The sequence below is a fragment of the Streptacidiphilus pinicola genome, assembly GCF_003258295.1.
In the GTDB taxonomy this organism is placed as follows: Bacteria; Actinomycetota; Actinomycetes; order Streptomycetales; family Streptomycetaceae; genus Streptacidiphilus; species Streptacidiphilus pinicola.
On the sequence record NZ_QKYN01000128.1, the window covers coordinates 203 to 22568 of the forward strand.

General features: G+C 71.6%; 20 protein-coding genes, 1 other RNA gene and 1 pseudogene. 17 read left to right on the plus strand and 5 right to left on the minus strand.

The annotated features are described in order from the left end of the window. Positions 1-846: DUF8189 domain-containing protein (locus DN069_RS40440; protein WP_481557187.1), on the plus strand; the 846-nt coding region annotated here is incomplete at its 5' end. 41 nt (positions 847-887) lie between these two features. Further along, positions 888-2000 carry a peptide chain release factor 2 gene (gene prfB / locus DN069_RS29760; protein WP_111506211.1) on the plus strand — a complete coding sequence of 371 codons (1113 nt, stop codon included), beginning with the start codon at positions 888-890 and terminating at the stop codon, positions 1998-2000. A 104-nt stretch (positions 2001-2104) separates the two neighbouring features. Here the strand turns inward: prfB and DN069_RS40445 are convergent, their stop codons facing one another. Then, positions 2105-2704, minus strand: coding sequence for a hypothetical protein (locus DN069_RS40445; RefSeq protein WP_165845700.1), 600 nt, complete (start codon positions 2702-2704; stop codon positions 2105-2107). Between the two features lie 167 nt (positions 2705-2871). Continuing rightward, the gene (locus DN069_RS29770) at positions 2872-3066 is read right to left on the minus strand and encodes a hypothetical protein (protein WP_111506213.1); all 195 of its coding nucleotides are present in this window, start codon (positions 3064-3066) and stop codon (positions 2872-2874) included. A 219-nt stretch (positions 3067-3285) separates the two neighbouring features. Here DN069_RS29770 and ftsE point away from each other — a divergent pair, with 219 nt between their 5' ends. The 5 genes from ftsE to ssrA all read left to right on the plus strand — a co-directional run bounded on the left by ftsE (position 3286) and on the right by ssrA (position 7155). Further along, a complete protein-coding gene (ftsE, locus tag DN069_RS29775; RefSeq protein WP_111506214.1) occupies positions 3286-3975 on the plus strand; it encodes a cell division ATP-binding protein FtsE in 690 nt (229 codons plus the stop codon). Positions 3976-3989: 14 nt separating this feature from the next. Next, the gene (gene ftsX, locus DN069_RS29780) at positions 3990-4910 is read left to right on the plus strand and encodes a permease-like cell division protein FtsX (protein ID WP_111506215.1); all 921 of its coding nucleotides are present in this window, start codon (positions 3990-3992) and stop codon (positions 4908-4910) included. A 109-nt stretch (positions 4911-5019) separates the two neighbouring features. After that, the gene (locus tag DN069_RS29785) at positions 5020-6129 is read left to right on the plus strand and encodes a S41 family peptidase (protein ID WP_111506216.1); all 1110 of its coding nucleotides are present in this window, start codon (positions 5020-5022) and stop codon (positions 6127-6129) included. 57 nt (positions 6130-6186) lie between these two features. Then, a complete protein-coding gene (smpB, locus tag DN069_RS29790; RefSeq protein WP_111506218.1) occupies positions 6187-6672 on the plus strand; it encodes an SsrA-binding protein SmpB in 486 nt (161 codons plus the stop codon). Positions 6673-6785: 113 nt separating this feature from the next. Next, positions 6786-7155: a transfer-messenger RNA gene (gene ssrA / locus DN069_RS29795) on the plus strand. 47 nt (positions 7156-7202) lie between these two features. Here ssrA and DN069_RS29800 read toward each other — a convergent pair. Next, a complete protein-coding gene (locus tag DN069_RS29800; protein WP_111506272.1) occupies positions 7203-7748 on the minus strand; it encodes a flavoprotein in 546 nt (181 codons plus the stop codon). Positions 7749-7793: 45 nt separating this feature from the next. Beyond that, on the minus strand, positions 7794-8996 hold the full coding sequence (locus DN069_RS29805) for an FAD-dependent oxidoreductase (RefSeq protein ID WP_111506220.1): 1203 nt from the start codon (positions 8994-8996) through the stop codon (positions 7794-7796). Positions 8997-9060: 64 nt separating this feature from the next. Here DN069_RS29805 and DN069_RS29810 point away from each other — a divergent pair, with 64 nt between their 5' ends. The 5 genes from DN069_RS29810 to DN069_RS29830 all read left to right on the plus strand — a co-directional run bounded on the left by DN069_RS29810 (position 9061) and on the right by DN069_RS29830 (position 15827). Next, entirely contained in the window at positions 9061-10185 is a 1125-nt protein-coding gene (locus DN069_RS29810) for a winged helix DNA-binding domain-containing protein (protein ID WP_111506222.1), read from the plus strand. Between the two features lie 82 nt (positions 10186-10267). Continuing rightward, positions 10268-12577: a HelD family protein gene (locus DN069_RS29815; protein WP_243639908.1), complete on the plus strand. Its 2310-nt coding sequence runs from the start codon at positions 10268-10270 to the stop codon at positions 12575-12577. Between the two features lie 315 nt (positions 12578-12892). Further along, positions 12893-14344 (plus strand): NAD-dependent malic enzyme, encoded by a 1452-nt coding sequence (locus DN069_RS29820; protein ID WP_111506224.1) that lies wholly within the window; start codon positions 12893-12895, stop codon positions 14342-14344. Between the two features lie 384 nt (positions 14345-14728). After that, positions 14729-15010, plus strand: coding sequence for an HU family DNA-binding protein (locus tag DN069_RS29825; protein WP_111506226.1), 282 nt, complete (start codon positions 14729-14731; stop codon positions 15008-15010). Between the two features lie 79 nt (positions 15011-15089). Next, on the plus strand, positions 15090-15827 hold the full coding sequence (locus DN069_RS29830) for a GNAT family N-acetyltransferase (protein ID WP_111506228.1): 738 nt from the start codon (positions 15090-15092) through the stop codon (positions 15825-15827). Positions 15828-15830: 3 nt separating this feature from the next. On the opposite strand, the gene murA is transcribed toward DN069_RS29830, so the two are convergent. After that, positions 15831-17156: a UDP-N-acetylglucosamine 1-carboxyvinyltransferase gene (murA, locus tag DN069_RS29835; protein ID WP_111506230.1), complete on the minus strand. Its 1326-nt coding sequence runs from the start codon at positions 17154-17156 to the stop codon at positions 15831-15833. A gap of 244 nt (positions 17157-17400) precedes the next feature. Here murA and DN069_RS29840 point away from each other — a divergent pair, with 244 nt between their 5' ends. The 5 genes and pseudogenes from DN069_RS29840 to DN069_RS29860 all read left to right on the plus strand — a co-directional run. Further along, positions 17401-17979, plus strand: a complete 579-nt coding sequence (locus DN069_RS29840; RefSeq protein ID WP_111506232.1) for a YqgE/AlgH family protein — start codon at positions 17401-17403, stop codon at positions 17977-17979. 59 nt (positions 17980-18038) lie between these two features. Beyond that, a complete protein-coding gene (locus tag DN069_RS29845; RefSeq protein ID WP_111506234.1) occupies positions 18039-18317 on the plus strand; it encodes a DUF3039 domain-containing protein in 279 nt (92 codons plus the stop codon). A gap of 74 nt (positions 18318-18391) precedes the next feature. Beyond that, positions 18392-19990 carry a beta-N-acetylhexosaminidase gene (locus DN069_RS29850; protein ID WP_111506236.1) on the plus strand — a complete coding sequence of 533 codons (1599 nt, stop codon included), beginning with the start codon at positions 18392-18394 and terminating at the stop codon, positions 19988-19990. Between the two features lie 191 nt (positions 19991-20181). Then, a complete protein-coding gene (locus DN069_RS29855) occupies positions 20182-21036 on the plus strand; it encodes an FAD binding domain-containing protein (protein WP_111506276.1) in 855 nt (284 codons plus the stop codon). A gap of 35 nt (positions 21037-21071) precedes the next feature. Further along, positions 21072-21546 (plus strand): annotated as a pseudogene (locus DN069_RS29860) ((2Fe-2S)-binding protein); the annotation flags it as partial. Positions 21547-22366 lie beyond the last annotated feature (820 nt).

The following is a 22366-nucleotide window of genomic DNA, read 5'->3' on the forward strand; positions in this document are numbered from 1 at the left end:
GCGCCGGCCGCGGGCGCGGCGCACCTGCCCGTCTGGGCGTCCTGGACCGATGCCCCCGCCGTCCCCGCGCCGCTGGTCAGCGGCGTCCGGGCGATCCGGATGGGCGGCACCGCCTACGTCTTCGGCACGGACGCGACCGGTGCGATCCGCTACCTCACCCGCACCGGCGGCTCGTTCGGGCCCTGGGGCAAGCTCACCGGGATACACGTGAGCGGCGAGCCCGCGCCGGTCGTGCTGCCCGGCGGTGTGCTGCGGCTCTTCGCCACCGGCACCGACGGCCTGATCTACCAACGCGACTACAGCGGTGGCGCGTGGACGCCGTGGAGTCAGCTCGACGGCCGCACCCATGTCGACTCCCCGCCGGCCGCCGTCGCCACCGGGGACCGGATCGATCTGGTCGCCCGGATCGGCAACGACCTCGCGACCACGTCCTACACGGGCGGCGCGTGGACCGCGTGGGCCGCGGTCTCCACGGTCGGCCAGGTCGCCGGCGACCCTGGGCTCGCCGCGGCGAACGGCGGCAAGGTCGACGCGTTCGTCGCCGCCGCGGCGGGAACGGTCCAGCACACGCAGCTGGCGGACGGCCTGTGGCACACCTACCGCTCGGTGAGCGGCGTCTCCGGTCCGACCCGGCCCGAGGCGGTCCAGCTCCCCACCGGCGAGATCTACGTCTTCTCCACCGGCCCCGGCTACGCGGCGAGCGCCTCGGGCGCCAGCTGGATCCAGGGCACCCTGCCGTCCGGCCCCGCCTCGTCCTACGGCCCGGGCGCCTACGGCGACGGCGGCGGCATCACGTTGTTCCGGGTGACGCCGGCCGGTGGCCTGCAGTTCACGCACGGAAAGTAGCCGCGCGCCTGTCCGCTCGCTCGCTGCATTAGGCTTGGCCTGTGGCAGCCATTGATCCTTCCGAAGAGCTCAAGTCGCTCGAGTCGACCATGCAGTCGATCGAGGCAGTCGTCGACCTGGACAGGCTCCGGTCCGACATCGCGGTCTTCGAGGAGCAGGCCGCCGCACCGTCCCTCTGGGACGACGTGGACAACGCCCAGAAGGTCACCTCCCGGCTCTCCTACCTCCAGGGTGAGCTGCGCAAGATCGAGACCCTGCACAGCCGGATCGACGACCTCGGGGTCCTGTTCGAGCTGGCCGAGGCGGAGGGCGACGCCGACGCGCGCAGCGAGGCCGAGACCGAGCTGGACTCCGTGCGCAAGTCCGTGCAGGAGATGGAGGTCCGTACCCTCCTGTCCGGCGAGTACGACGCGCGTGAGGCGCTGGTCAACATCCGCGCCGAGGCGGGCGGCATCGACGCCGCCGACTTCGCCGAGCAGCTGATGCGCATGTACCTGCGCTGGGCCGAGCGCCACGGCTACCCGACCGAGGTCTACGACACCTCCTACGCGGAGGAGGCCGGCATCAAGTCGGCGACCTTCGCCGTCAAGGCCCCCTACGCCTACGGCACCCTCTCGGTCGAGCAGGGCACGCACCGCCTGGTGCGCATCTCGCCCTTCGACAACCAGGGCCGTCGTCAGACCTCCTTCGCCGGTGTCGAGGTGCTGCCGGTCGTCGAGTCCAGCGACCACGTGGACATCGACGAGAAGGAGCTGCGCATCGACGTCTACCGCTCCTCCGGCCCGGGCGGACAGGGTGTCAACACGACCGACTCCGCGGTGCGCATCACGCACCTGCCGACCGGCATCGTGGTCTCCTGCCAGAACGAGCGCTCGCAGATCCAGAACAAGGCCTCGGCGATGAACGTCCTCCAGGCCAAGCTGCTGGAGCGGCGCCGCCTGGAGGAGCGCGCCGCGATGGACGCGCTCAAGGACGGCGGCAGCTCCTGGGGCAACCAGATGCGCTCGTACGTGCTGCACCCCTACCAGATGGTCAAGGACCTGCGCACCGAGTACGAGGTGGGCAGCCCGCAGGCCGTGCTCGACGGCGATCTGGACGGCTTCATCGAGGCCGGCATCCGCTGGCGCAAGGCCCAGGAGAAGGCAGAGGCGTAGATGCCGGCTGAGGTGAACAATCGGCGCAGCATCGAGGCCGGCATCTGTTGGCGCAAGGCCCAGGAGAAGGCCGAGGCGTAAGCGGCGGAACACGCTTCGTGGCATCAGTGAGGGCCCGGTGGTCGGAAGTTGACCGCCGGGCCCTTGCCGCACCATGCTGGCCCGGACCTGAGTGGGGGCAGAACGGAAGGGGCGGGTGTGGCACGGGGACACCGCAGAAAGGGCAGCGGCATACGCATCGCCGGTGTCGCGTTGGCACTGGCGGGCGCCGGCTTGACGGTGGCGGGTGTGGCGAGCGCGAAGGTCGTCGACGGACCGGGCGACTCGTCGGTCGTTCCGGGCACCGCGTACGACAACGGCTCCGGAGACAGCTCCACCCCGGGGGTCAGCGTGAGCGTCGGGCTCCTCGGGGGCGGCGACGGCGGCGACAACAGCAGCGGAGGCGACGGCTCCGGGAGCGCGTCTCCCTCGCAGAGCGCCTCGGGCTCGGCGAGCACGAGCCCCTCGGCCGTGCCGTCCACCTCGACGTCGGGGTCGGCGTCCGCGTCGGCCTCCGGCAGCGCGAGCGGATCCGCATCCGCCTCGGCGGGCGCGAGCGTCAGCGCCTCGGCCTCGCCGTCCGGCGCGGGGGGCGACGGGGGTATGCCGTCCTCACCGCCGCCGGGTCGGACCCAGCTGGCCGAGACCGGGAGCTCCAGCAGCACCCCGATGATTCTCGCGGGCGGGCTCACCTTCGTGCTGGGCGGGGTCGTCTTCCGCTTCGGGCCGCGGGCGGCGAGCAGCCGTAAGCATTGAGTCACGCTGAGTGACGAAAAGGGCCCGGGTCCGATCAGTTGATCGGACCCGGGCCCTCGTGCTTGCTGTGGGCGCCTCAGGCGAAGGCGTGGCGTGCTATGACCACGCAGGCGATCAGCGCGGCCAGCAGCGCGATCAGCGTCGCGGGGGACAGAGAGGCGAAGAACCCCTGCTGTTCCATCATGCGTGCCCGGCTGGCCCGGCAGGTGGGGCAGCGCCCCTCGCTGACGGGACCCGAGCAGTTGGCGCACACCAGGCGGTCGAGCGTCATCGCGATCTCCTCCTCTGATGTGCACAACGCAGCAACCCACGGGGTGGGTTCCCTCCACTGTGCCACGTCACGCGCGTTCCGGCTGCCCCTTGTCCCGGTTTGCCCATTACTGTCCGTGAACTCCCCCACGATTCCAGGCTCAAACCTGCGGGCGTGTGTGGGCTTCGCGTAAGGTCGGCCAAGCCCTGTCCGCCTACACTGGCCCACCGTGATGCAGCCGTGATCAGATTCGACAACGTAACCAAGACCTATCCCAAGCAGAACCGTCCGGCGCTGGACAACGTCTCGCTGGAGATCGAGAAGGGTGAGTTCGTCTTCCTGGTCGGATCCTCCGGCTCCGGCAAGTCGACCTTCCTGCGCCTGATCCTCCGCGAGGAGCGTCCGAGTACGGGCGAGGTTCACGTCCTCGGCAAGGACCTGGCCAAGCTCTCCAACTGGAAGGTGCCGCACATGCGGCGTCAGCTGGGGACCGTCTTCCAGGACTTCCGCCTGCTGCCCAACAAGACCGTCGGCCAGAACGTGGCCTTCGCGCTCGAGGTGATCGGCAAGCCCCGCGGGACCATCAAGAAGGTGGTGCCCGAGGTGCTCGAGCTGGTCGGCCTCGCCGGCAAGCAGGACCGCATGCCAGGAGAGCTGTCCGGTGGTGAGCAGCAGCGTGTGGCCATCGCCCGCGCGTTCGTGAACCGCCCCATGCTCCTGATCGCGGACGAGCCCACCGGTAACCTCGACCCGCAGAACTCCGTCGGCATCATGAAGCTGCTGGACCGGATCAACCGGACCGGCACCACCGTGCTGATGGCCACGCACGACCAGGCCATCGTCGACCAGATGCGCAAGCGCGTCATAGAGCTGGACCAGGGGCACCTGGTCCGCGACCAGTCCCGCGGCGTCTACGGCTACCAGCACTGAGTTAGGACATATCAATGCGAGCCCAATTCGTCATGGCGGAGATCTGGATCGGTCTCCGACGCAATCTGACGATGACCATCGCCGTGATCGTGAGCGTCGCCCTGTCGCTCTCCCTGGTCGGTGCGGCCATGTTGCTGAACTCCCAGGTCAACCAGATGAAGGGGTACTGGGGCGACAAGGTCGAGGTGTCGATCTACTTCTGCAACAAGAGCGACCAGAAGGACGTCAAGACCACCCCCAACTGCGCCTCGGGTGAGGCCACCCAGGCGCAGATCGACACCGTGCACGGCCAGCTGGACAAGAACCCGCTGGTGCAGAAGGTCTACACGGAGACGCCCGACCAGGCGGTCGTGAACTTCAAGAAGCAGTTCCCCGACTCGCCGTTGGCTCCGTACGTCACCGCCAGCTCCTTCAACAACTCGCTGCGCGTCAAGCTGACCAACCCGGCGCTGTACCAGGAAGTCGCCAGCCAGGTCGAGGGACAACCCGGCGTGGCCAAGGTCGACGACCAGAGCGCCGTGCTCAAGCCGCTGTTCAACCTGATGAACACGGCCCAGTGGGTGGCCCTCGCCATCATGGTCATCATGTTCGGCGTGACGCTGTTGCTGATCGTCAACACGGTCCGCGTCTCCGCGTTCAGCCGGAAGCGCGAAACCGGGATCATGCGACTGGTCGGCGCCTCCAACTTCTATGTGCAGATGCCGTTCATCGCGGAGGCGGCCTTCGCCGCCGCGGTCGGCGCGGTGCTGGCCTCCGGCATGATCGCGGTCGGCAAGTACGTGCTGATCGACATGGTGCTGAAGAAGCAGATCACCCTGATCAGCTTTATCGGCTGGGGTCCGGTGATCTCGGTGATGCCGCTGCTGGTGGTCATCGGTGTCGGCATGTCCGCGCTGGCGGCCGTGTTGACCCTGCAGAAGTACCTGAAGGTCTGACGATGCGTTGATCGCACGACGTCAAAGGCCCCGGAAGCACTACTGCTTCCGGGGCCTTTCGTCGAGTGGGGGCTGGTGTGACGGGCTGTCGCCCCTAAACTGTTCTGCCATGTCCCCAAGCCGCCGCGCGATCCGCGTCCAGCTCGCGCTGGCGCTGCTCTTCGCCGCTGTCTGCGCGGTGGGCGCCGGAACGGGCGCCTGGGGCAGCGAAGGTGGCGCCGTCAGCGCTTCCGCGCCGCGCCACAGCGGCGTCGGCGACGCCGTCGGCGACCGCTGGACGGCCGACTACACGGCCCAGCAGTTCGCCGCCTACAGCCAGGAACTCGACGGCCACTACGTCGGTGTCGGGCTGTGGTTGGCGCGATCGCCGCAAGGTGTGGTGACCGTCACACGCACGCTGCCCGACAGTCCCGCCGCCCTCGCGCACCTCCAGGCCGGCGACCGGCTCAGCGCCGTCGACGGCACCGAGGTCGACGGCCGCCCGGTCACCCAGGTCGTCGCGCTGCTGCGCGGCGGCGCCGCGGGGCGGGTCGGCTCGGCGGTGACGTTGCTGCTCCAACGCGGCGCACAGCAATGGACGGTGGCGCTGCGGCGGGCCGTCCTCGACGAGGACGGCGTGCGCGTCGACCATCCCGAGGCCGGGGTGACCCGGATCAGCATGGACGCCTTCACCGTCGGCGTCTCCGAGCAGGTGCAGGCCGCCGTCCACCAGGCGCGGCTGCACCCGGCCGGCGGCGGCCGCGGGATCCTGCTCGACCTGCGCGGCAACTCCGGCGGTCTGGTGGCCGAGGCGGTGGCCACCGCCTCGGTCTTCCTCGACGGCGGCCCGGTCGCCCGCTACCGCCCGGAGGGCGACGGCCCCGAACAGGTGCTGCAGGCCGCCCCGAACGGGGACGTCACGACGCCGCTGGTGGTGCTCGTCGACGGCGGCACCATGAGCGCGGCCGAGTTGGTGACGGGCGCGCTGCACGACCGCGGGCGCGCGGTCGTCGTCGGGCAGCCCACCTTCGGGAAGGGCGCGGTGCAGGAGCCGCAGGCGCTGACGGACGGCGTGGTGCAGGAGCACACCGTCGGCCACTACCTCACGCCCTCCGGCGCCTCCCCCGAGGGCCAGGGCATCCAGCCGGACATCGTGGTCCCGCCGGGCGACAGCCCGCAGCAGGCGGAGACCACGGCGCTGACCGTCCTGGACGACCTCACCGGCGGCGACGGGCAGTAGCGGGCGCCGATAAGGCCGTGCCGACGGGTCGGCCGAAGTGCGAGAATGTCCGGCACTATGGCGAAGAAGAAAGACGACCCGCGCAACAAGCTCATCGCCTCCAACAAGAAGGCGCGGCACGACTACAACATCATCGACGAGTACGAGTGCGGCATGGTGCTCATGGGCACCGAGGTGAAGTCCCTGCGCCAGGGCCGCGCCTCGCTCGTCGACGGCTTCGCCGAGGTGAGCGGCGGCGAGGTCTGGCTGCACAACGTGCACATCATGGAGTACGCGCAGGGCACCTGGACCAACCACGCGGCACGCCGCAAGCGCAAGCTGCTGCTGCACAGGTGGGAGATCCACAAGCTGGAGCAGAAGCTGAAGGAGACGGGCTACACCCTGGTCCCGCTCTCCATCTACTTCAAGGACGGCCGCGCGAAGATCAACCTCGCGCTGGCCCAGGGCAAGAAGCTCCACGACAAGAGGCAGACCCTGCGGGAGAAGCAGGACACCCGCGAGACGGCTCGTGCGCTGGCGGCCGCCCGGCGACGCCAGGGTTAAAGAAGTGGACCACCGCCTCGGCGTGGCCGTACTATGGAGCCTGCTCAGGGTGGTCCCCACCATCCGCGAGCGGCCTCGAAGAGGCCTTGACAACTGAACAGCACACCCCACATGGGGGTGATCGGTTTCGACTGGGGATGTCGAGGCAGAGGAAGCGAGCCGAGGAACGCGGCAATGATCTCGTTAACCATGTGTCGCAAAAAAATAATCGCCAATTCTAAGCGCGAGTCCTTCGCGCTCGCCGTCTGAGCGAGCCTCGAAGGTGTCAGACCGGGCGCGTCCCCGTCCCGGATCCTGGCATAATTTAGGGGACTCCACCGTTCGACCCGGTCACGGGGTCGTGCGGAAAACCAAACAGTGACTGGGCCCGTCGATAGCTTGTCTGCGTGACTGCCGGGGCCGAGAAAAGCACAGCAGACTGCGCTCGGAGAAGCTCTGGTTCCGCACCACAGGACGCGGGTTCGATTCCCGCCACCTCCACCACCATGTGCACAAAGAGCCGCCTGGCCTGCCAGGCGGCTCTTTCGCGTTCACAGGGCCGGAGTGCGTGCTGCGTTCGCCTCGCGGAGGGCCAGGTTCCAGTCGAAGCCCGGGGTGCCGTCCTGGCCCGGGGCGGTGGTGGTGCCCGGGAGGACGACGCGGGCGCCGGCGAGCTGGAGGGTCTCCAGGGAGCGGGCGTACTGCGGATGCGCCGCGAGGGCGGAGTTGACGCAGGGGAGGGTGACGGTCGGGATGCCGCGGCCGAGGGCCTCGGAGGCGTAGCCGATCACGAACGAGTCGGTGAGGCCGAGAGCCCAGCGGTTGATCGAGTTGAACGTGGCCGGGGCGAGCAGGACGACGTCGGCGCTCGGCCAGACGTCGTCCTGGCCCGGGAGCTTGTAGTGCGAGCGGACGGGGGCGCCCGTGAGCGCCTCCAGGCCGGGGAGGTAGGGGTGGAGCCAGCGCGCCGCGGTGGGGGTCAGCCCGAGGCAGACCCGCCAGCCGTCGGCCTGCGCCTGCTCGACTGCGGTGGTGACGGTCAGCACGGGTTGCGCGCCGGTTCCGAGGAGATAGAGGACGGGTTGGTCGCCTGTCATGCCGTTCACCCAACCCCGGAACGCGTGCGTCCCGCAACCGCACCGTCAGGCCACGGGGGCGTCGAAGTCGATCGGGTAGCGGAACTGCCAGAGACGGCTCTCGGGCTTCGCCAGCTTGAACATGATCGGCAGCAGCGCGTCGCGGATCACCCGGGCGACCGGGCCAGCCGCCTTGCGGGCGTTGGTCCGGGCTGTCTCCTTGATGATCTTCTCGACCCGCGGGCGGCGCAGCTCCTCGTAGCGGGCGAGCGCCTGCGGCAGCGGCAGGTCCCGCAGGCAGCGGGCGAGCTCGACCGCGCTCTCGGCGGCCAGCGAGGCGCCCTGGCCGGAGCTGGAGGAGGGCGCGTGCGCGGCGTCGCCGGTGAGAACCATGCGCCCCCGGCTCCAGGTGACGTCCGGCGACATGTTCTCCGTGCTGCCCGCGAAGAGCATCGTCTTCGGGTCGGTGGCGGCCAGCATCTGCTCGGCCGGGGTGTCGTCCTCGGAGCAGAGCTGACGCAGGTGCTCGATCCAGTAGGCGGCGCCGCGCTCGCGCTGCTCGCCCACGGAGAGCGCCTGCGGGACGGGGAGGTTGACGAACCAGATGCCGGTGCCGTCGTCGAAGACCTGCCAGGCGAAGAAGCAGCGCTTGCCGAAGGTCATGTGCATCCACCCCTTGGTGGGCGACACGTCGGCGACGGTGACCATGGCGCCGAAGCCGGCGGTGCCGGCGAACTGGGGCTCGGGGGCGTTCGGGTCGATCAGCCGGCGGACCGTGGACCGCACGCCGTCGGCGCCGATCAGCACGTCCGCGGTGGCGGTGGTGCCGTCCTCGAAGTGGGCGGTGACGCCGTCCGCGTCCTCGGTCGCCCGCACGATGCGCTTGCCGTAGACGGTGGGGACCCCGCGCTCCTCGGCGGCCTGGCGCAGGGCGCCGAACAGCTCGGCGCGCATCACGAAGCGGGTCGGGTCGATGCCGGGCAGGGTGCCGAACTCGGCCAGCTTCTTGCCGTTCCAGCTGTGCAGGACGAGGCCGCTCGTCGCGGTGCTGACCGCGCGGACCGCGTCGCCGACGCCGATCGCGTCGAAGGCCTGGAAGCCGTTGGGGGCGAGGCCCATGCCCCCGCCGACGTTCTCGGCGGGGCCGTCGTACGCCTCGTAGATCGTCGCCTCGATGCCTGCCCGCTGGAGGGCCATCGCGGTGACGGGGCCGGCGATACCACCGCCGATGACCGGTGCGGAGCGAACCTTGCCAGTCGTGGTGTCCATGGATTGATAGTTGCATTGAAACTAGTTCACTGTCAACTACTGGCATTGTGAGTAGGGTGGTTCCATGGGGATTCGCAAGCTCGACGACCGTGCCCTCAGCCGGGCCTTGATGGCACGTCAGGTCCTGCTGGCCCGCGAGCGGCGCGCGCCGCTGGAGCTGGTCCGGCACCTCGTCGGGATGCAGTCCCAGATCCCGCAGAATCCCTACACCGCCCTCTGGTCCCGCGCCGACGGTTTCGACGCGGCGTCGGCGTCGGCCCTGCTGGCCGCCCGCGAGACGGTGCGCCTGTCCACGCTGCGCGGGACGATCCACCTGCACGACGTCGAGGACGCCCTGCTGCTGCGCGCCTTCTGCCAGAGGGTGCACGAGGCGACGCCGTTCGGGGAGCAGGTCGTCTTCCGCAAGCAGCTCGCCGGCATCGAGCCCGAGCAGCTGTGGGAGGCGGGACGCACGCTGCTGGAGGAGACGCCGCGCACCCCCGCCGCGCTCGGCAAGGTGCTGGCCGAGCGCTACCCGGGCTACGAGCCGAGCGCGCTCAGCACGGCCGTCCGCTACAAGTTGTCCCTGGTGCAGGTGACCCCGCGCGGGGAGTGGGGGCGCAGCCAGGCGGCGACGCTGACCACCGTCGAGGCCTGGCTCGGCCGCCCGCAGCGGGTGCCGGACGCGGCCGCCGTCGAGGCGCTGGTGCTGCGCTACCTGGCCGCCTTCGGGCCCGCGAGCGTGGCGGACATGCAGCACTGGTGCGGGGTGACCCGGCTCGCCGAGGTCTTCGAGCGGCTGCGGCCCCGCCTCGCCGTCTTCGCCGACGCGACCACCGGCCGCGAGCTGTTCGACCTGCCCGACGCGCCGCGTCCCGACCCGGACACCCCGGCGCCGCCGCGCTTCCTGCCGGACTACGACAACGTGCTGATCGGGCACGAGAACCGGGCCCGGGTGCTGGACGAGGAGGCGCGGGTGCGGCTGTTCGCCAACAACAACGGCTATCGGCCCGCGCTGCTGCTCGACGGCCGCGTCGGTGGGACCTGGTCCTTCGCCCGGCCCGGGCGCAAGGGCGAGCCGGCCGTCCTCGACGTCGAGCTCTTCGGCCCCCGGTCGGCCGCCGAGCGCGCCGCGATCGAGGCCGAGGCCGCCGACCTGCTGACTTTCCTCGCGCCGCAGGCGTCGACAGGCGACGTCCGCCTCCACTGAGAGGGGGTCCAGGGCGTAGGATCAACAGTTCCCTTTTCCGGGAGGGAGCCGCACCAGCCCACGTTTCACCCGAGGGGAACTCTTGGCCTCGCCCACCCGTCCGTCCGATCACAGAGCCGACGAGTCACTGATCGACCGCGAGATCGCGGTGGAGCAGGCACACCTCGACACGGTCTACCGGCGCCTCGGCGAGAAGCTCGCCGAGGCGGAGTTCCTGCTCGACGACGCCAACAGCAAGTCCCACGCCGGCACCCCCGGCGCGCTGGCCGAGCGCGACGCGCAGGTCTACCAGGCCGGACGCCACCTGCAGCGGCTCACCAACGAGTTCGAGGACTTCCTCTTCGGCCGGATCGACCTGCAGCAGCCGGACCGTCCGGAGGAGGACGGCTTCCCCTCGCAGACCCCGCTCGACCCCGCCGACCCGAACATCGCCGAGACCCTGCACGTCGGCCGGATGGGCGTGCTCGACGCCGAGTATGGCCCGCTGGTCATCGACTGGCGCGCGCCCGCCGCCGCGCCGTTCTACCGGGCCACCCCGCGCCAGCCGGGACGCGTGCTGCGCCGCCGGGTGATCCGCTCGCGCGGCCGCAAGGTGCTCGGCGTCGAGGACGACCTGCTCCGCCCCGACCTGGAGCCGCGCCTCTCCGGCGAGCCGATCGCCGTCGTCGGCGACGGCGCGCTGATGGCGACGCTCGGGCGGGCCCGCGGCCACTCGATGCGCGACATCGTCTCCTCCATCCAGCAGGAGCAGGACGAGGTCATCCGGGCCCAGGCCGCCGGCGCCACGCTGGTCACCGGCGGTCCCGGCACCGGCAAGACCGCCGTCGCCCTGCACCGCGCCGCCTACCTGCTCTACCACGACCGCCGCCGCTACGCGGGCGGCATCCTCGTGGTCAGCCCGACCGCGCTGCTCGTCTCCTACACCGAGGGCGTGCTGCCCGCGCTGGGCGAGGAGGGCCAGGTCGCCATCCGTGCCATCGGCGGCCTGCTCGACGGCGAGGACGCCGACCGCTACGACACCCCCGAGACGGCCCGGATCAAGGGCTCCTCGCGGATGCTGCCGCTGCTGCGCCGCGCGGCCCGGGCCGGCCTGGACGGCCCGGACACCCCCTCGCAGTTGCGCGTCGTCGCTCAGGGCGAGGTGCTGCGGCTGGACGCGGACGCGCTGCGCAACCTTCGCCGCACGGTGCTGGGCGGCACCACGCCCGTCAACCTGCTGCGTCCGCGCGCCCGCCGGATGTTGCTGGACGCGCTCTGGACCCGGCTGCAGCGCGGCCGTCCGGCGCCCGCCGACCGCTACGAGCGCGAGGAGCAGGCCCGCCAGCGGGAGAGCTTCGACGAGTACGTGGCCGACGAGGACGTGTTCCTCGACTTCCTGGACGCCTGGTGGCCCGCGGTCACCCCGCGCCGGGTGCTCGCCGTCCTCGCCGACCAGCGCCGGCTCGGCGGTCTGGCCCGCGGCGCGTTCAGCCGCGCCGAGCTGCGGATGCTCTCCGACTCGTGGCGGCACCTGGACCGCCGGGGCCGCGGCGGGGTCTCCGTCGCCGACGTGGCGCTTCTCGACGAGCTGCAGACGCTGCTCGGCGAGCCGTACAAGCCGCGGGTGCGCGAGGTCGACCCGATGGACCTGCTGACCGGCCTGGACGAGGTCACCACCTTCGGCGACCGCCAGCGCCGCGAGCAGGAGCAGCGCAGCGCCGCGGCCGCCGCCGAGCGGCGCGACTACGCGCACGTCATCGTGGACGAGGCCCAGGACCTGACCCCGATGCAGTGGCGCATGGTGGGCCGCCGCGCCCGGAACGCCACCTGGACCATCGTCGGCGACCCGGCGCAGTCCTCGTGGATCGACCCGGCCGAGGCGCAGGCCGCGATGGACGAGACGCTGGCCGGGAAGCCGCGCCGGCGGTTCACGCTGACCACCAACTACCGCAACCCGGCCGAGATCGCCGAGGTCGCCTCGCGGATCCTGGCCCAGGCCGCGCCGGGGACGGAGCCGCCGGTGGCGGTGCGTTCGACCGGCGTCGAGCCGCGCTTCGCCGCCGTCGCGGCCGAGGGGGAGCTGGGCGCGGCCGCCCGCGCGGAGGTGCGACGGCTGCTGGACGAGGTCGAGGGCACGGTCGGCATCGTCGTGCCGATGGACCGGCGCGAGGAGGCGCGCGGCTGGATCGCGGGCCTCGGCGAGCGCGCGGTCGCGCTCGGCAGCCTGGAGGCCAAGGGCCTGGAGTACGACGCCACCGTGGTCGCCGACCCGTCGGGGATCGCGGGGGAGTCGGAGGCGGGCCTGCGCGTCCTCTACGTCGCGCTGACGCGCGCCACGCAGCGGCTCACCGTGCTGAGCGGTCCGCTGGACCTGCCCGACTCCGCGGGCGTCCCGGCGCTGCTGCACGGCTGACGCGGCGCCAGACGAGAGAGGCTCCCCACCGGTGCGGTGGGGAGCCTCACTTGATGCTCCGTCTAGTACGACACCGACCCGCCATGCTCGCCTCGCGGCAAGTGGTCCCTCTGAGGGACGAAGGTTGGGCCCGGGGGCTTGGATCGAGCCGGTGTCGCACAGCCAGAGTAACAAACGCCTCCTGGAACGCATTCCCCCCGGCCGAGGAAGTCCGCTGTGGAACTATATTTCCGCCTACCGACAAGTAGGTGCGACGATCAGAGCGACTCCATGTTGGTGAAGCACAGCGTGCGGTACAGGAAGAAGGCAACGTCGATGACGGCGGTTCCCAGTGTCTCCAACTCGATCACGGTGCGCCTGGAGGTCCCGGCCCGCGGCAACGCAGTGAGCCAGATCACCACCTCGGTGGAGTCCGCCGGCGGCACCGTCACCGGTCTCGACGTCACCGCCTCCGGCATGGAGTCGCTGCGCATCGACGTCACCATCGCGGCCGTGTCGGTGGCCCACGCCGAGGAGATCGTCGAGAAGCTGCGCACCATCGAGGGCATCAGCATCGGCAAGGTCTCCGACCGGACCTTCCTGATGCACCTCGGCGGCAAGATCGAGATGTCCTCCAAGCTGCCGATCCGCAACCGTGACGACCTCTCGATGATCTACACCCCGGGTGTCGCCCGCGTCTGCATGGCGATCGCCGAGAACCCCGAGGACGCCCGCCGCCTCACCATCAAGCGCAACAGCGTCGCCGTGGTCACCGACGGCTCCGCGGTGCTGGGCCTGGGCAACATCGGCCCCAAGGCCGCGCTGCCGGTCATGGAGGGCAAGGCGGCCCTGTTCAAGCGCTTCGCCGGCATCGACGCCTGGCCGCTCTGCCTGGACACCCAGGACACCGACGAGATCGTCGCCATCGTCAAGGCGATCGCGCCCGGCTTCGCCGGCATCAACCTGGAGGACATCTCCGCGCCGCGCTGCTTCGAGATCGAGGCGCGCCTGCGCGAGGCCCTCGACATCCCCGTCTTCCACGACGACCAGCACGGCACCGCCATCGTCGTCCTCGCCGCGCTGATGAACGCGCTGGAGGTCGTCGGCAAGCACATCGGCGACGTCCGCGTCGTCATGTCCGGCGCGGGCGCGGCCGGCACCGCGATCCTGCGGCTGCTGATGGCCGCGGGCGTGCGGCACGCCACCGTCGCGGACGTGAAGGGCGTCGTCCACCTGGGCCGCGACGACCTGAACGAGTCGCTGCGCTGGATCGCCGAGAACACCAACCGCAGCAACCGCACCGGCTCGCTCAAGGAGGCCGTGCGCGGCGCCGACGTCTTCATCGGCGTCTCCGCCCCCAACGTCCTGGACGGCGAGGACATCGCCGCCATGGCCGAGGACGCCATCGTCTTCGCGCTGGCCAACCCGGACCCCGAGGTCGACCCGGCCGTCGCCCGGCAGACCGCCGCGGTGGTCGCCACCGGCCGCAGCGACTTCCCCAACCAGATCAACAACGTGCTGGTCTTCCCGGGTGTCTTCCGCGGCCTGCTCGACGCGCAGAGCCGCACCGTCAACACCGAGATGATGCTGGCCGCGTCGCGGGCGCTGGCCGCGACGGTGGGTGCGGAGGAGCGCAACGCCAACTACATCATCCCCTCCGTCTTCCACGCCGACGTGGCCAAGACCGTCGCCGCGGCGGTCCGCGAGGCCGCCGTGGCGGCCGGTACGGCGCAGGTGACGACGGGTTCCACCGGCGAGACGGGTTCCTTCCCGCACCTGCAGGACTGAGCGTTCCGCGAGCGTTCACCCGACCCTGGTGGAGCAGCGCGCACCCCGGCGCTGACCTGCGTTTGGGGCCACCCGACCGCAACCGATACGGTGTGCCCCGGCGCGTCGTTTACGACACTTCGGGAAACGTCCGCCTAGAGTGACCGGCGGGAGTCCCATAAGCGCACGCGGGAGCGTGCTGCTGTTCGTGTGACTCTCGCGGGTGCCGGATTCGCTTTCCCGGCGGCTATGGGGGCAGGATTCGTGCTCAGGCACAGCCCCTATCGTCTGCCGGGTCGCCATCGCAGCCAGCGCAGGCTGCTCGATGGCTCGGCTCGGCAGCCGAGGCGGCGGTCCTCCGGGGCAGCCGAGGATCGCAACGCGACAGACCACAATGGAGTACACATGAACCGCAGCGAGCTGGTGGCCGCGCTCTCCGAGCGCGCCGAGGTGACCCGCAAGGACGCCGACGCCGTCCTTTCGGCCTTCGCCGAGATCGTCGGCGACGTCGTCGCCAAGGGCGACGAGAAGGTCACCATCCCCGGCTTCCTGACCTTCGAGCGCACCCACCGTGCGGCTCGGACCGCCCGCAACCCGCAGACCGGCGACCCGATCCAGATCCCGGCCGGCTACAGCGTCAAGGTCTCCGCGGGCTCGAAGCTGAAGGAGTCCGCCAAGGGCAAGTGAGCCCCTGGCGTGCACAACGCATGGCAGAGCCGGCCGTTCCGCTACCCGCGGGGCGGTCGGCTCTTGCTTTACTGAGCGGATGTCATCCGCCGAGATCGATCACCGGATCGTGTCGTTCCTGTCCGCGTTCGCCCGCCGACAGGCCGCCGGGACGACCGACTTCCCGGGCGGCTTCGCGGTCCGCGACGACGCCTACGCGCGCTCGCACGAGCACAACCAGCTGGTCGTCGAGGGAGAGACCGATCCGTCCCTGCTGGCGGCCTTCCAGCGGCCGCAGATCACCGTGCTGTCGGAGGCGGTGGGGGAGGACTGCGCGCCGGCGCTGGCGGCGGCCGGATACGACCACCGGGTCCACGTGGTGATGGTCCACCAGGGCCCGCGTCCCGCCCCTGCGGCGCGTGCGGTGCGGGTGACCGTCGACGACCTGCGCACGCCCCTCACGGGCCGGATGCGCGGCTGGATGCCGGACGCCGACGAGGAGACGCTCCGTCACCTCGTCGACCGCCGTGCCGCGCGTCTGCGCGGCGCGCCGGAGGTCCACTTCCTCGCCGCCCGCGACGAAGCCGGCGCCGTCGCCGCCTGGGGTGACCTCTACTACGACCGGGTGTCGGGCCTAGCCCAATTGGAGGATCTCGTCACGGCGGAGACCCATCTCCGCCAGGGCCACGCCACGACCGTCCTCGCCACGGCTCTCCACCACGCGGCGGACGCGGAGCTCTTCTTCCTCGTCGCCGACCCCGCCGACTGGCCCCAGCACTGGTACGCCCGGCGGGGTTTCGTCCCCGCCGGGCGTATGCACGTGTTCACACGGACGTAGTGCCTAGGCAGCCGGCAGCTCGATCTGGGCGCCGAGGGCGCGGAGCTTGTCCATGAAGTTCTCGTAGCCGCGGTTGATCAGGTCGATGCCGTGGACCTGCGAGGTGCCCTGGGCCGCCAGCGCGGCGATCAGGTAGGAGAAGCCGCCGCGGAGGTCCGGGATGACCAGCTCGGCGCCCTGGAGCTTGGACGGGCCGGAGACCACCGCGGAGTGCAGGAAGTTGCGCTGGCCGAAGCGGCACGGCGTGCCGCCGAGGCACTCGCGGTAGAGCTGGATGTGCGCGCCCATCTGGTTCAGCGCGGAGGTGAAGCCCAGGCGGGACTCGTAGACCGTCTCGTGGACGATGGAGAGGCCGGAGGCCTGCGTCAGGGCGACGACCAGCGGCTGCTGCCAGTCGGTCTGGAAGCCGGGGTGGACGTCGGTCTCCAGCGCGATGGCCTTGAGCTCGCCGCCGGGGTGCCAGAAGCGGATGCCCTCGTCGTCGACCGAGAAGGCGCCGCCGACCTTCCGGAAGGTGTTCAGGAAGGTCATCATCTCCAGCTGGCGGGCACCGCGCACGTAGATGTCACCCTGCGTCGCCAGCGCCGCGCACGCCCAGGAGGCCGCCTCCAGGCGGTCCGGGATGGCCCGGTGGTTGTAGCCGCCGAGGCGGTCCACGCCGGTGATCAGGATGGTGCGGTCGGTGCCCATGGAGATGATCGCGCCCATCTTCTGCAGCACGCAGATGAGGTCGACGATCTCCGGCTCGATGGCCGCGTTGCGCAGCTCGGTGACGCCCTCCGCCAGCACCGCGGTCAGCAGGACCTGCTCGGTCGCGCCCACCGAGGGGTACGGGAGCTCGATCTTGCAGCCGCGCAGCCGCTGCGGCGCGTTCAGCACGGTGCCCTGCGGGTGCTTCTCGATGACCGCGCCGAACTGGCGCAGCACGTCGAAGTGGAAGTCGACCGGGCGACCGCCGATGTCGCAGCCGCCGAGGCCGGGGATGAAGGCGTGGCCGAGCCGGTGCAGCAGGGGGCCGCAGAACAGGATCGGGATCCGCGAGCTGCCCGCGTGCGCGTCGATGTCGGCGACGTTGGCGCTCTCGACGTAGGTCGGGTCGAGCACCAGCTCGCCCTCCTCCTCGCCGGCGCGCACGGTGACGCCGTGGAGCTGCAGCAGGCCGCGGACGACCTTGACGTCGCGGATGTCCGGGACGTTGCGCAGTCGGCTCGGTTCGTGACCCAGCAGGGCCGCCACCATGGCCTTGGGCACGAGGTTCTTCGCGCCGCGGACACGGATCTCACCCTCCAGCGGCGTTCCGCCGTGGACGATCAGGACGTCGTCGGTCATGTTCTCGCGATCCTGGGGAGGTCGGTGGAGTCGGATGGTCAAGATGCGCAAGGGTGCACGCATCCTGAGAGATGGTAATGGTCGTGTCCACGGTTCCTGACCGCCCCCGTTTCGCTTCGTCCCTGGCCGGGCGGGAGTTCGGGGGTTGGACCCTGTGGGCAAGGTCACGCCAAACCGGCCGGGGACGGCGAGTGGCAGGCGTACCTGCGCGTTCGAATGCCGTCGGCGGGCCTGGTGCGGGATCATGTCTGGCATGACGGAGCCCGTCTCGTTCACCGGACGTCTGCTCGTGGCCACGCCGGCCATGACCGATCCCAATTTCGACCGCGTGGTGATCCTGCTGCTGGACCACGACGCGGAGGGCTCGCTCGGCGTCGTGCTGAACCGGCCGACGCCGGTCGAGGTCGGCGCGGTGCTGGAGCCGTGGGCCGACTTCGCCGGGGAGCCGCCGGTGATCTTCCAGGGCGGTCCGGTGGGGCTGGACTCCGCGCTGGCGCTGGCGGTCGTCCCGGGGGAGCAGGGCGAGGAGGAGGTGCTGGGCTGGCGCCGGGTGCACGGCGCGATCGGCCTGGTGGACCTGGAGGCGCCGCCGGAGCTGCTGGCGGGGGAGCTCGGCGCGCTGCGGGTCTTCGCCGGCTACGCGGGGTGGGCGCCGGGTCAGCTGGAGGACGAGCTGAAGGAGGGCGCCTGGTTCGTGGTGGACTCCGAGCCCGGCGACGTCTCGGCCCCGGCGCCGGAGCGGCTGTGGCGGGCGGTGCTGCGCCGGCAGCGCGGCGAGCTGGCCCTGGTGGCGACGTACGCGGACGACCCGAGCCTGAACTGATGCGACCGTGTGAGCGGGGCTGGACGGTTCCGCACCGCCCCGAACTAGACTTGGCCGGCATGAGCACCCTTGAGCCCGAGCGCGCGACCGGAACCGGCACCCTGATCGAGGAGGTCCCGCAGACCTCCCATGGCGACGGCGACCACGAGCGCTTCGCGCACTATGCCGACAAGAACAAGATCATGGAGAGCGCGCTGAACGGCACGCCCGTGGTCGCGCTCTGCGGCAAGGTGTGGGTGCCCAGCCGGGACCCGAAGAAGTACCCCGTCTGTCCCCTGTGCAAGGAGATCTGGGAGGGCATGGACGGCGGGGACGACGACAAGGGCAAGGGCAAGTAACCCTCCCTCGTCGATCTCCGACGCGGCCGGCAATGGTCTAGTCCTTCCTGGGGGCGGCGGGGCAGGATGAGGCCATGGACCTCATCCCCGCGCCGTTGTCCCTCGCCCGGCCCGCCGGAACGTTCCCCCTCACCGCCACCACCGCGCTCGACGGCGGCCCGGGCGCCGAGTCCGTCGCCGCCTGGCTCCGCGCCGAGCTGGGCGCCGCCGCCGGCCTGCCGCTGCCGCCCGGCTCCGGCGGCATCCGGCTCGACCTCGACGGCAGCCTCGCGGCGGAGGGCTACCGCCTGGTGGTGGACGCGGGCGGGGTCAGGCTGAGCGGCGGCAGCGCAGCCGGTCTGTTCTGGGGCGCGCAGACGCTGCGCCAACTGCTCGGTCCTGACGCGTACCGCCGCGGCGCGGTCCGGACGGACGGCTGGGCGCTGCCGCACGTCACCGTCGAGGACGCGCCGCGCTTCGGCTGGCGCGGCATGCTGCTGGACGTCGCCCGGCACTTCCTGCCCAAGGCGGACGTGCTGCGCTACGTCGACCTCATCGCCGCCCACAAGCTCAACGTGCTGCACCTGCACCTGACCGACGACCAGGGCTGGCGCGTGGAGATCCGCCGCTACCCCCGGCTCACCGAGACCGGCTCCTGGCGCGAGCGCTCCATGGTCGGCTTCCGCGACGGCGGCCGCCGCGACGACCGCCCGCACGGCGGCTACTACACCCAGGACGACCTGCGCGAGATCGTCGCTTACGCCGCGGCCCGGCACATCACCGTCGTCCCCGAGATCGACATCCCCGGCCACTCCCAGGCCGCGATCGCCGCGTACCCCGAGCTCGGCAACCACGACGTCGTCGACACCGCCGCGCTGGCCACCTTCACGGACTGGGGCGTCAACCCGAACGTGCTGAACGTCGAGGACGGCACGCTGCGCTTCTACGAGCACGTCCTGGAGGAGGTGCTGGAGCTCTTCCCGTCCGCCTTCGTCCACCTCGGCGGGGACGAGTGCCCCAAGGACCAGTGGCGCGCGAGCGCGTCCGCGCAGGCGCGGATCAAGGAGCTGGGCCTGGCCGACGAGGACGGGCTGCAGAGCTGGTTCATTCGCCACTTCGACCGCTGGCTCGCGGCGCGCGGCCGTCGCCTGATCGGGTGGGACGAGATCCTGGAGGGCGGGTTGGCCCCCGGTGCCGCGGTCTCCTCGTGGCGGGGGTACGAGGGCGGAATCGCGGCGGCGCGGGCAGGGCATGACGTCGTGATGTGTCCCGAGCAGCACGTGTACCTCGACCACCGGGAGTCCGCGCTGGCGGAGGAGCCGATCCCGGTCGGGTACGTACGGACGCTGGAGGACGTCTACCGCTACGAGCCGCTGCCGCCGGAGCTGCGTCAGGACGAGGCGGCCGCCCGGCACGTGATCGGCACTCAGGCGAACGTCTGGACGGAGTTCATGGACGATGTCCGGTCCGTCGACTACCACGCCTTCCCGCGGCTCGCCGCGTTCGCCGAGGTGGCCTGGTCGGACCTGCCGCAGGATCCCGAGGCGCGGGACTACGCCGGCTTCGCGGAGCGCATGACGGCCCACTACGCCCGCCTCGACGCCATGGGCGTGGAGTACCGGCACCCCGACGGGCCCCGTCCCTGGCAGCGCCGTCCCGGGGTGCTGGGCCGGCCGGTCGACGGACGACCCTGACCTTCCGCGCAAAAGGGGCAGTTGTCACATCCGGGCCCCCGCCCGGGTCTTCACATCCCGTGTGCAATGGTTGTGCTTCCACGCCACAAACAGGAGGGTGCGCGGCAGGTGCGTTTCCACGTACCGTACGGCCAGGAGGGTGGCGGTGTGAGCAGCCCGAGCACGGTGGGACACGAGTGAACCAGACGATCATGCTCCCGGCCTCGCTGGACGAGGCCGTCAGCGCCATGGCGGAGTCGCCTGGCGCGGTGCCGGTCGCGGGCGGGACCGACCTGATGGGGGCGGTCAACGCCGGGCTGCTGCGCCCGATGGCGCTGCTGGGGTTGGGTCGGGTCACCGAACTCAGGGGCTGGCAGTACCAGGACGGCGCGGCGCTGCTCGGCGCCGGGCTCACCCACGCCCGCATGGCCCGCCCGGACTTCGCCGCACTGATCCCCGCGCTCGCCGAGGCCGCCGCGACCGTCGGCCCGCCGCAGGTGCGCAACGTCGGCACGCTCGGCGGCAACATCGTCAGCGCCCACCCGGCCGGCGACACCCTGCCGGTGCTGGCCGCGCTGGAGGCCACGGTGACGCTGGTGGGTCCGGAGGGTGGCCGGGAGGTGGCGGTCAGTCACCTGCTGACCGGCCTGGACCCGTTGCGTTCGGGCGAGTTGCTGGCATATGTCCGAGTTCCGCTGCTGCACGCGCCCCAGGTCTTCCTCAAGGCCGGCGGTCGCACCGGCCCCTCCCGCGCCGTCGCCTCCGTCTCGCTGGTGCTGGACCCGGCCCGCCGCGCCGTGCGCTGCGCGGTCGGCGCGGTCGCGCCGGTCCCGCTGCGGCCGCTGGAGGCCGAGCAGTGGGTGGCCGGCTGCATCGACTGGGACGGGGAGCGTACCGTCGACCCGGGGGTGGCGCAGGCGTTCGGCGAGTACGTCGCCTCCGCGTGCGTACCCGACGCCGGGACCGAGGGCGGAGCTGCTAGAACGGATGCCGCACCCACGGCGGCACGGCTCCGGCGTACCGTGTCCGTACTGGCCCGCCGCGCACTCGGGAGGGCGCTGAAGTGACGGACTTTCTGACTTCCCCACAGGGGTTCGGCGCGGACGACTCACCGCGCACCTCCTACACCCTGCGCGTCAACGGCGTGGAGCGCCCGGTCGCCGACGCGTGGATCGGCGAGAGCCTGCTCTACGTGCTGCGCGAGCGGCTCGGCCTCGCGGGTGCCAAGGGCGGTTGCGAGCAGGGCGAGTGCGGCGCCTGCTCGGTGCAGGTGGACGGCCAGCTGACCGCCGCCTGCCTGGTCCCGGCCGCGCTCGCGGAGGGCGTCGAGGTCCGCACCGTCGAGGGCCTGGCCGAGGAGGGCGTGCCCTCCGACGTGCAGCAGGCGCTGGCCGAGAGCGGCGCGGTGCAGTGCGGCTACTGCGCGCCCGGCCTGGCGATGGCCGTGCACGACCTGCTGGAGCGCAACCACCACCCCAGCGAGCTGGAGTCCCGTCAGGCGCTGTGCGGCAACCTCTGCCGCTGCACCGGCTACCGGGGCGCGCTCGCCGCCGTCCAGGCCGTCGCCGCGGCCCGCGCGGACGTCGAGGAGTCGTCGGACGACGACGTCGCCCCGACCCCGTTCTTCGGCGACGGCGTGATCGAGGCGACCGCTCCGGCCGAGCAGCTCGTCCCGGCCCAGGCCGAGCACGTCGACCCGTACGACTACGACGCCCTCGACGGCGCGGACGCGATCGCCGACGACGGCTACGACGTGGACGCGGAGCTGCCCGTCTACGTCGACGTGCCGCCGCAGCACGGGGGTTACGAGAGCTACGAGACGCCCGGCTACCCGCAGCAGGAGAGCTATCCGCAGCAGGGGTACGCCACCGGCACCTACGACCAGCCGTACGAGCAGCCGCACGAGCCGTCGCCGGGGGAGGGCCCCTATCCGGGCGGCCCGTTCGGCGGGCGCTTCCCTACCCAGTCGGACGGCGCCGCCGGCGAGGCGGTCGGCCCGCGGGATCCGGGCGCGGGGGAGTACCACCCCGACTACGGCACGGGCCCGTACCCGACCGGCGAGTTCCACGTCGGCGAGTACGCCACAGGCCAGTTCGACACCGGGCAGTTCGCCAGCGACCAGTTCGCGACGGGCCGGTTCCCGGTCGTCGACTACGCCGGAGCCGGTGCGGACTACGCGCACCAGGAGTACGCCACCGGCGAGTACCCGATGCCGAGCGTGCCCGAACAGGGCGGCCAGGCCGGGCAGGCGGAGGCGCTGACCCAGACCGGCGAGCTGCGGCTGGCCGCGGGGCTGGGCGCCGGCCTCGGGGCCGGCATGCGGGCCCAGGCGGCCGCGCGGCGGCTGGCCGAGGCCCCCGCCTCGACCGCGGCGACCGCGACGGCCACGGCCACCAC

Coding starts and splice junctions, on each gene's coding strand:
- DN069_RS29770 (WP_111506213.1), bottom strand. CDS start 3,066: ATGACGCTCGACCGCCTGGTGTGCGCCAACTGCTCGGGTCCCGTCAGC.
- ftsX (WP_111506215.1), top strand. CDS start 3,990: ATGCGAGCCCAATTCGTCATGGCGGAGATCTGGATCGGTCTCCGACGC.
- DN069_RS29785 (WP_111506216.1), top strand. CDS start 5,020: ATGTCCCCAAGCCGCCGCGCGATCCGCGTCCAGCTCGCGCTGGCGCTG.
- smpB (WP_111506218.1), top strand. CDS start 6,187: ATGGCGAAGAAGAAAGACGACCCGCGCAACAAGCTCATCGCCTCCAAC.
- DN069_RS29800 (WP_111506272.1), bottom strand. CDS start 7,748: ATGACAGGCGACCAACCCGTCCTCTATCTCCTCGGAACCGGCGCGCAA.
- DN069_RS29805 (WP_111506220.1), bottom strand. CDS start 8,996: ATGGACACCACGACTGGCAAGGTTCGCTCCGCACCGGTCATCGGCGGT.
- DN069_RS29810 (WP_111506222.1), top strand. CDS start 9,061: ATGGGGATTCGCAAGCTCGACGACCGTGCCCTCAGCCGGGCCTTGATG.
- DN069_RS29820 (WP_111506224.1), top strand. CDS start 12,893: ATGACGGCGGTTCCCAGTGTCTCCAACTCGATCACGGTGCGCCTGGAG.
- DN069_RS29825 (WP_111506226.1), top strand. CDS start 14,729: ATGAACCGCAGCGAGCTGGTGGCCGCGCTCTCCGAGCGCGCCGAGGTG.
- DN069_RS29830 (WP_111506228.1), top strand. CDS start 15,090: ATGTCATCCGCCGAGATCGATCACCGGATCGTGTCGTTCCTGTCCGCG.
- murA (WP_111506230.1), bottom strand. CDS start 17,156: ATGACCGACGACGTCCTGATCGTCCACGGCGGAACGCCGCTGGAGGGT.
- DN069_RS29840 (WP_111506232.1), top strand. CDS start 17,401: ATGTCTGGCATGACGGAGCCCGTCTCGTTCACCGGACGTCTGCTCGTG.
- DN069_RS29845 (WP_111506234.1), top strand. CDS start 18,039: ATGAGCACCCTTGAGCCCGAGCGCGCGACCGGAACCGGCACCCTGATC.
- DN069_RS29850 (WP_111506236.1), top strand. CDS start 18,392: ATGGACCTCATCCCCGCGCCGTTGTCCCTCGCCCGGCCCGCCGGAACG.
- DN069_RS29855 (WP_111506276.1), top strand. CDS start 20,182: ATGCTCCCGGCCTCGCTGGACGAGGCCGTCAGCGCCATGGCGGAGTCG.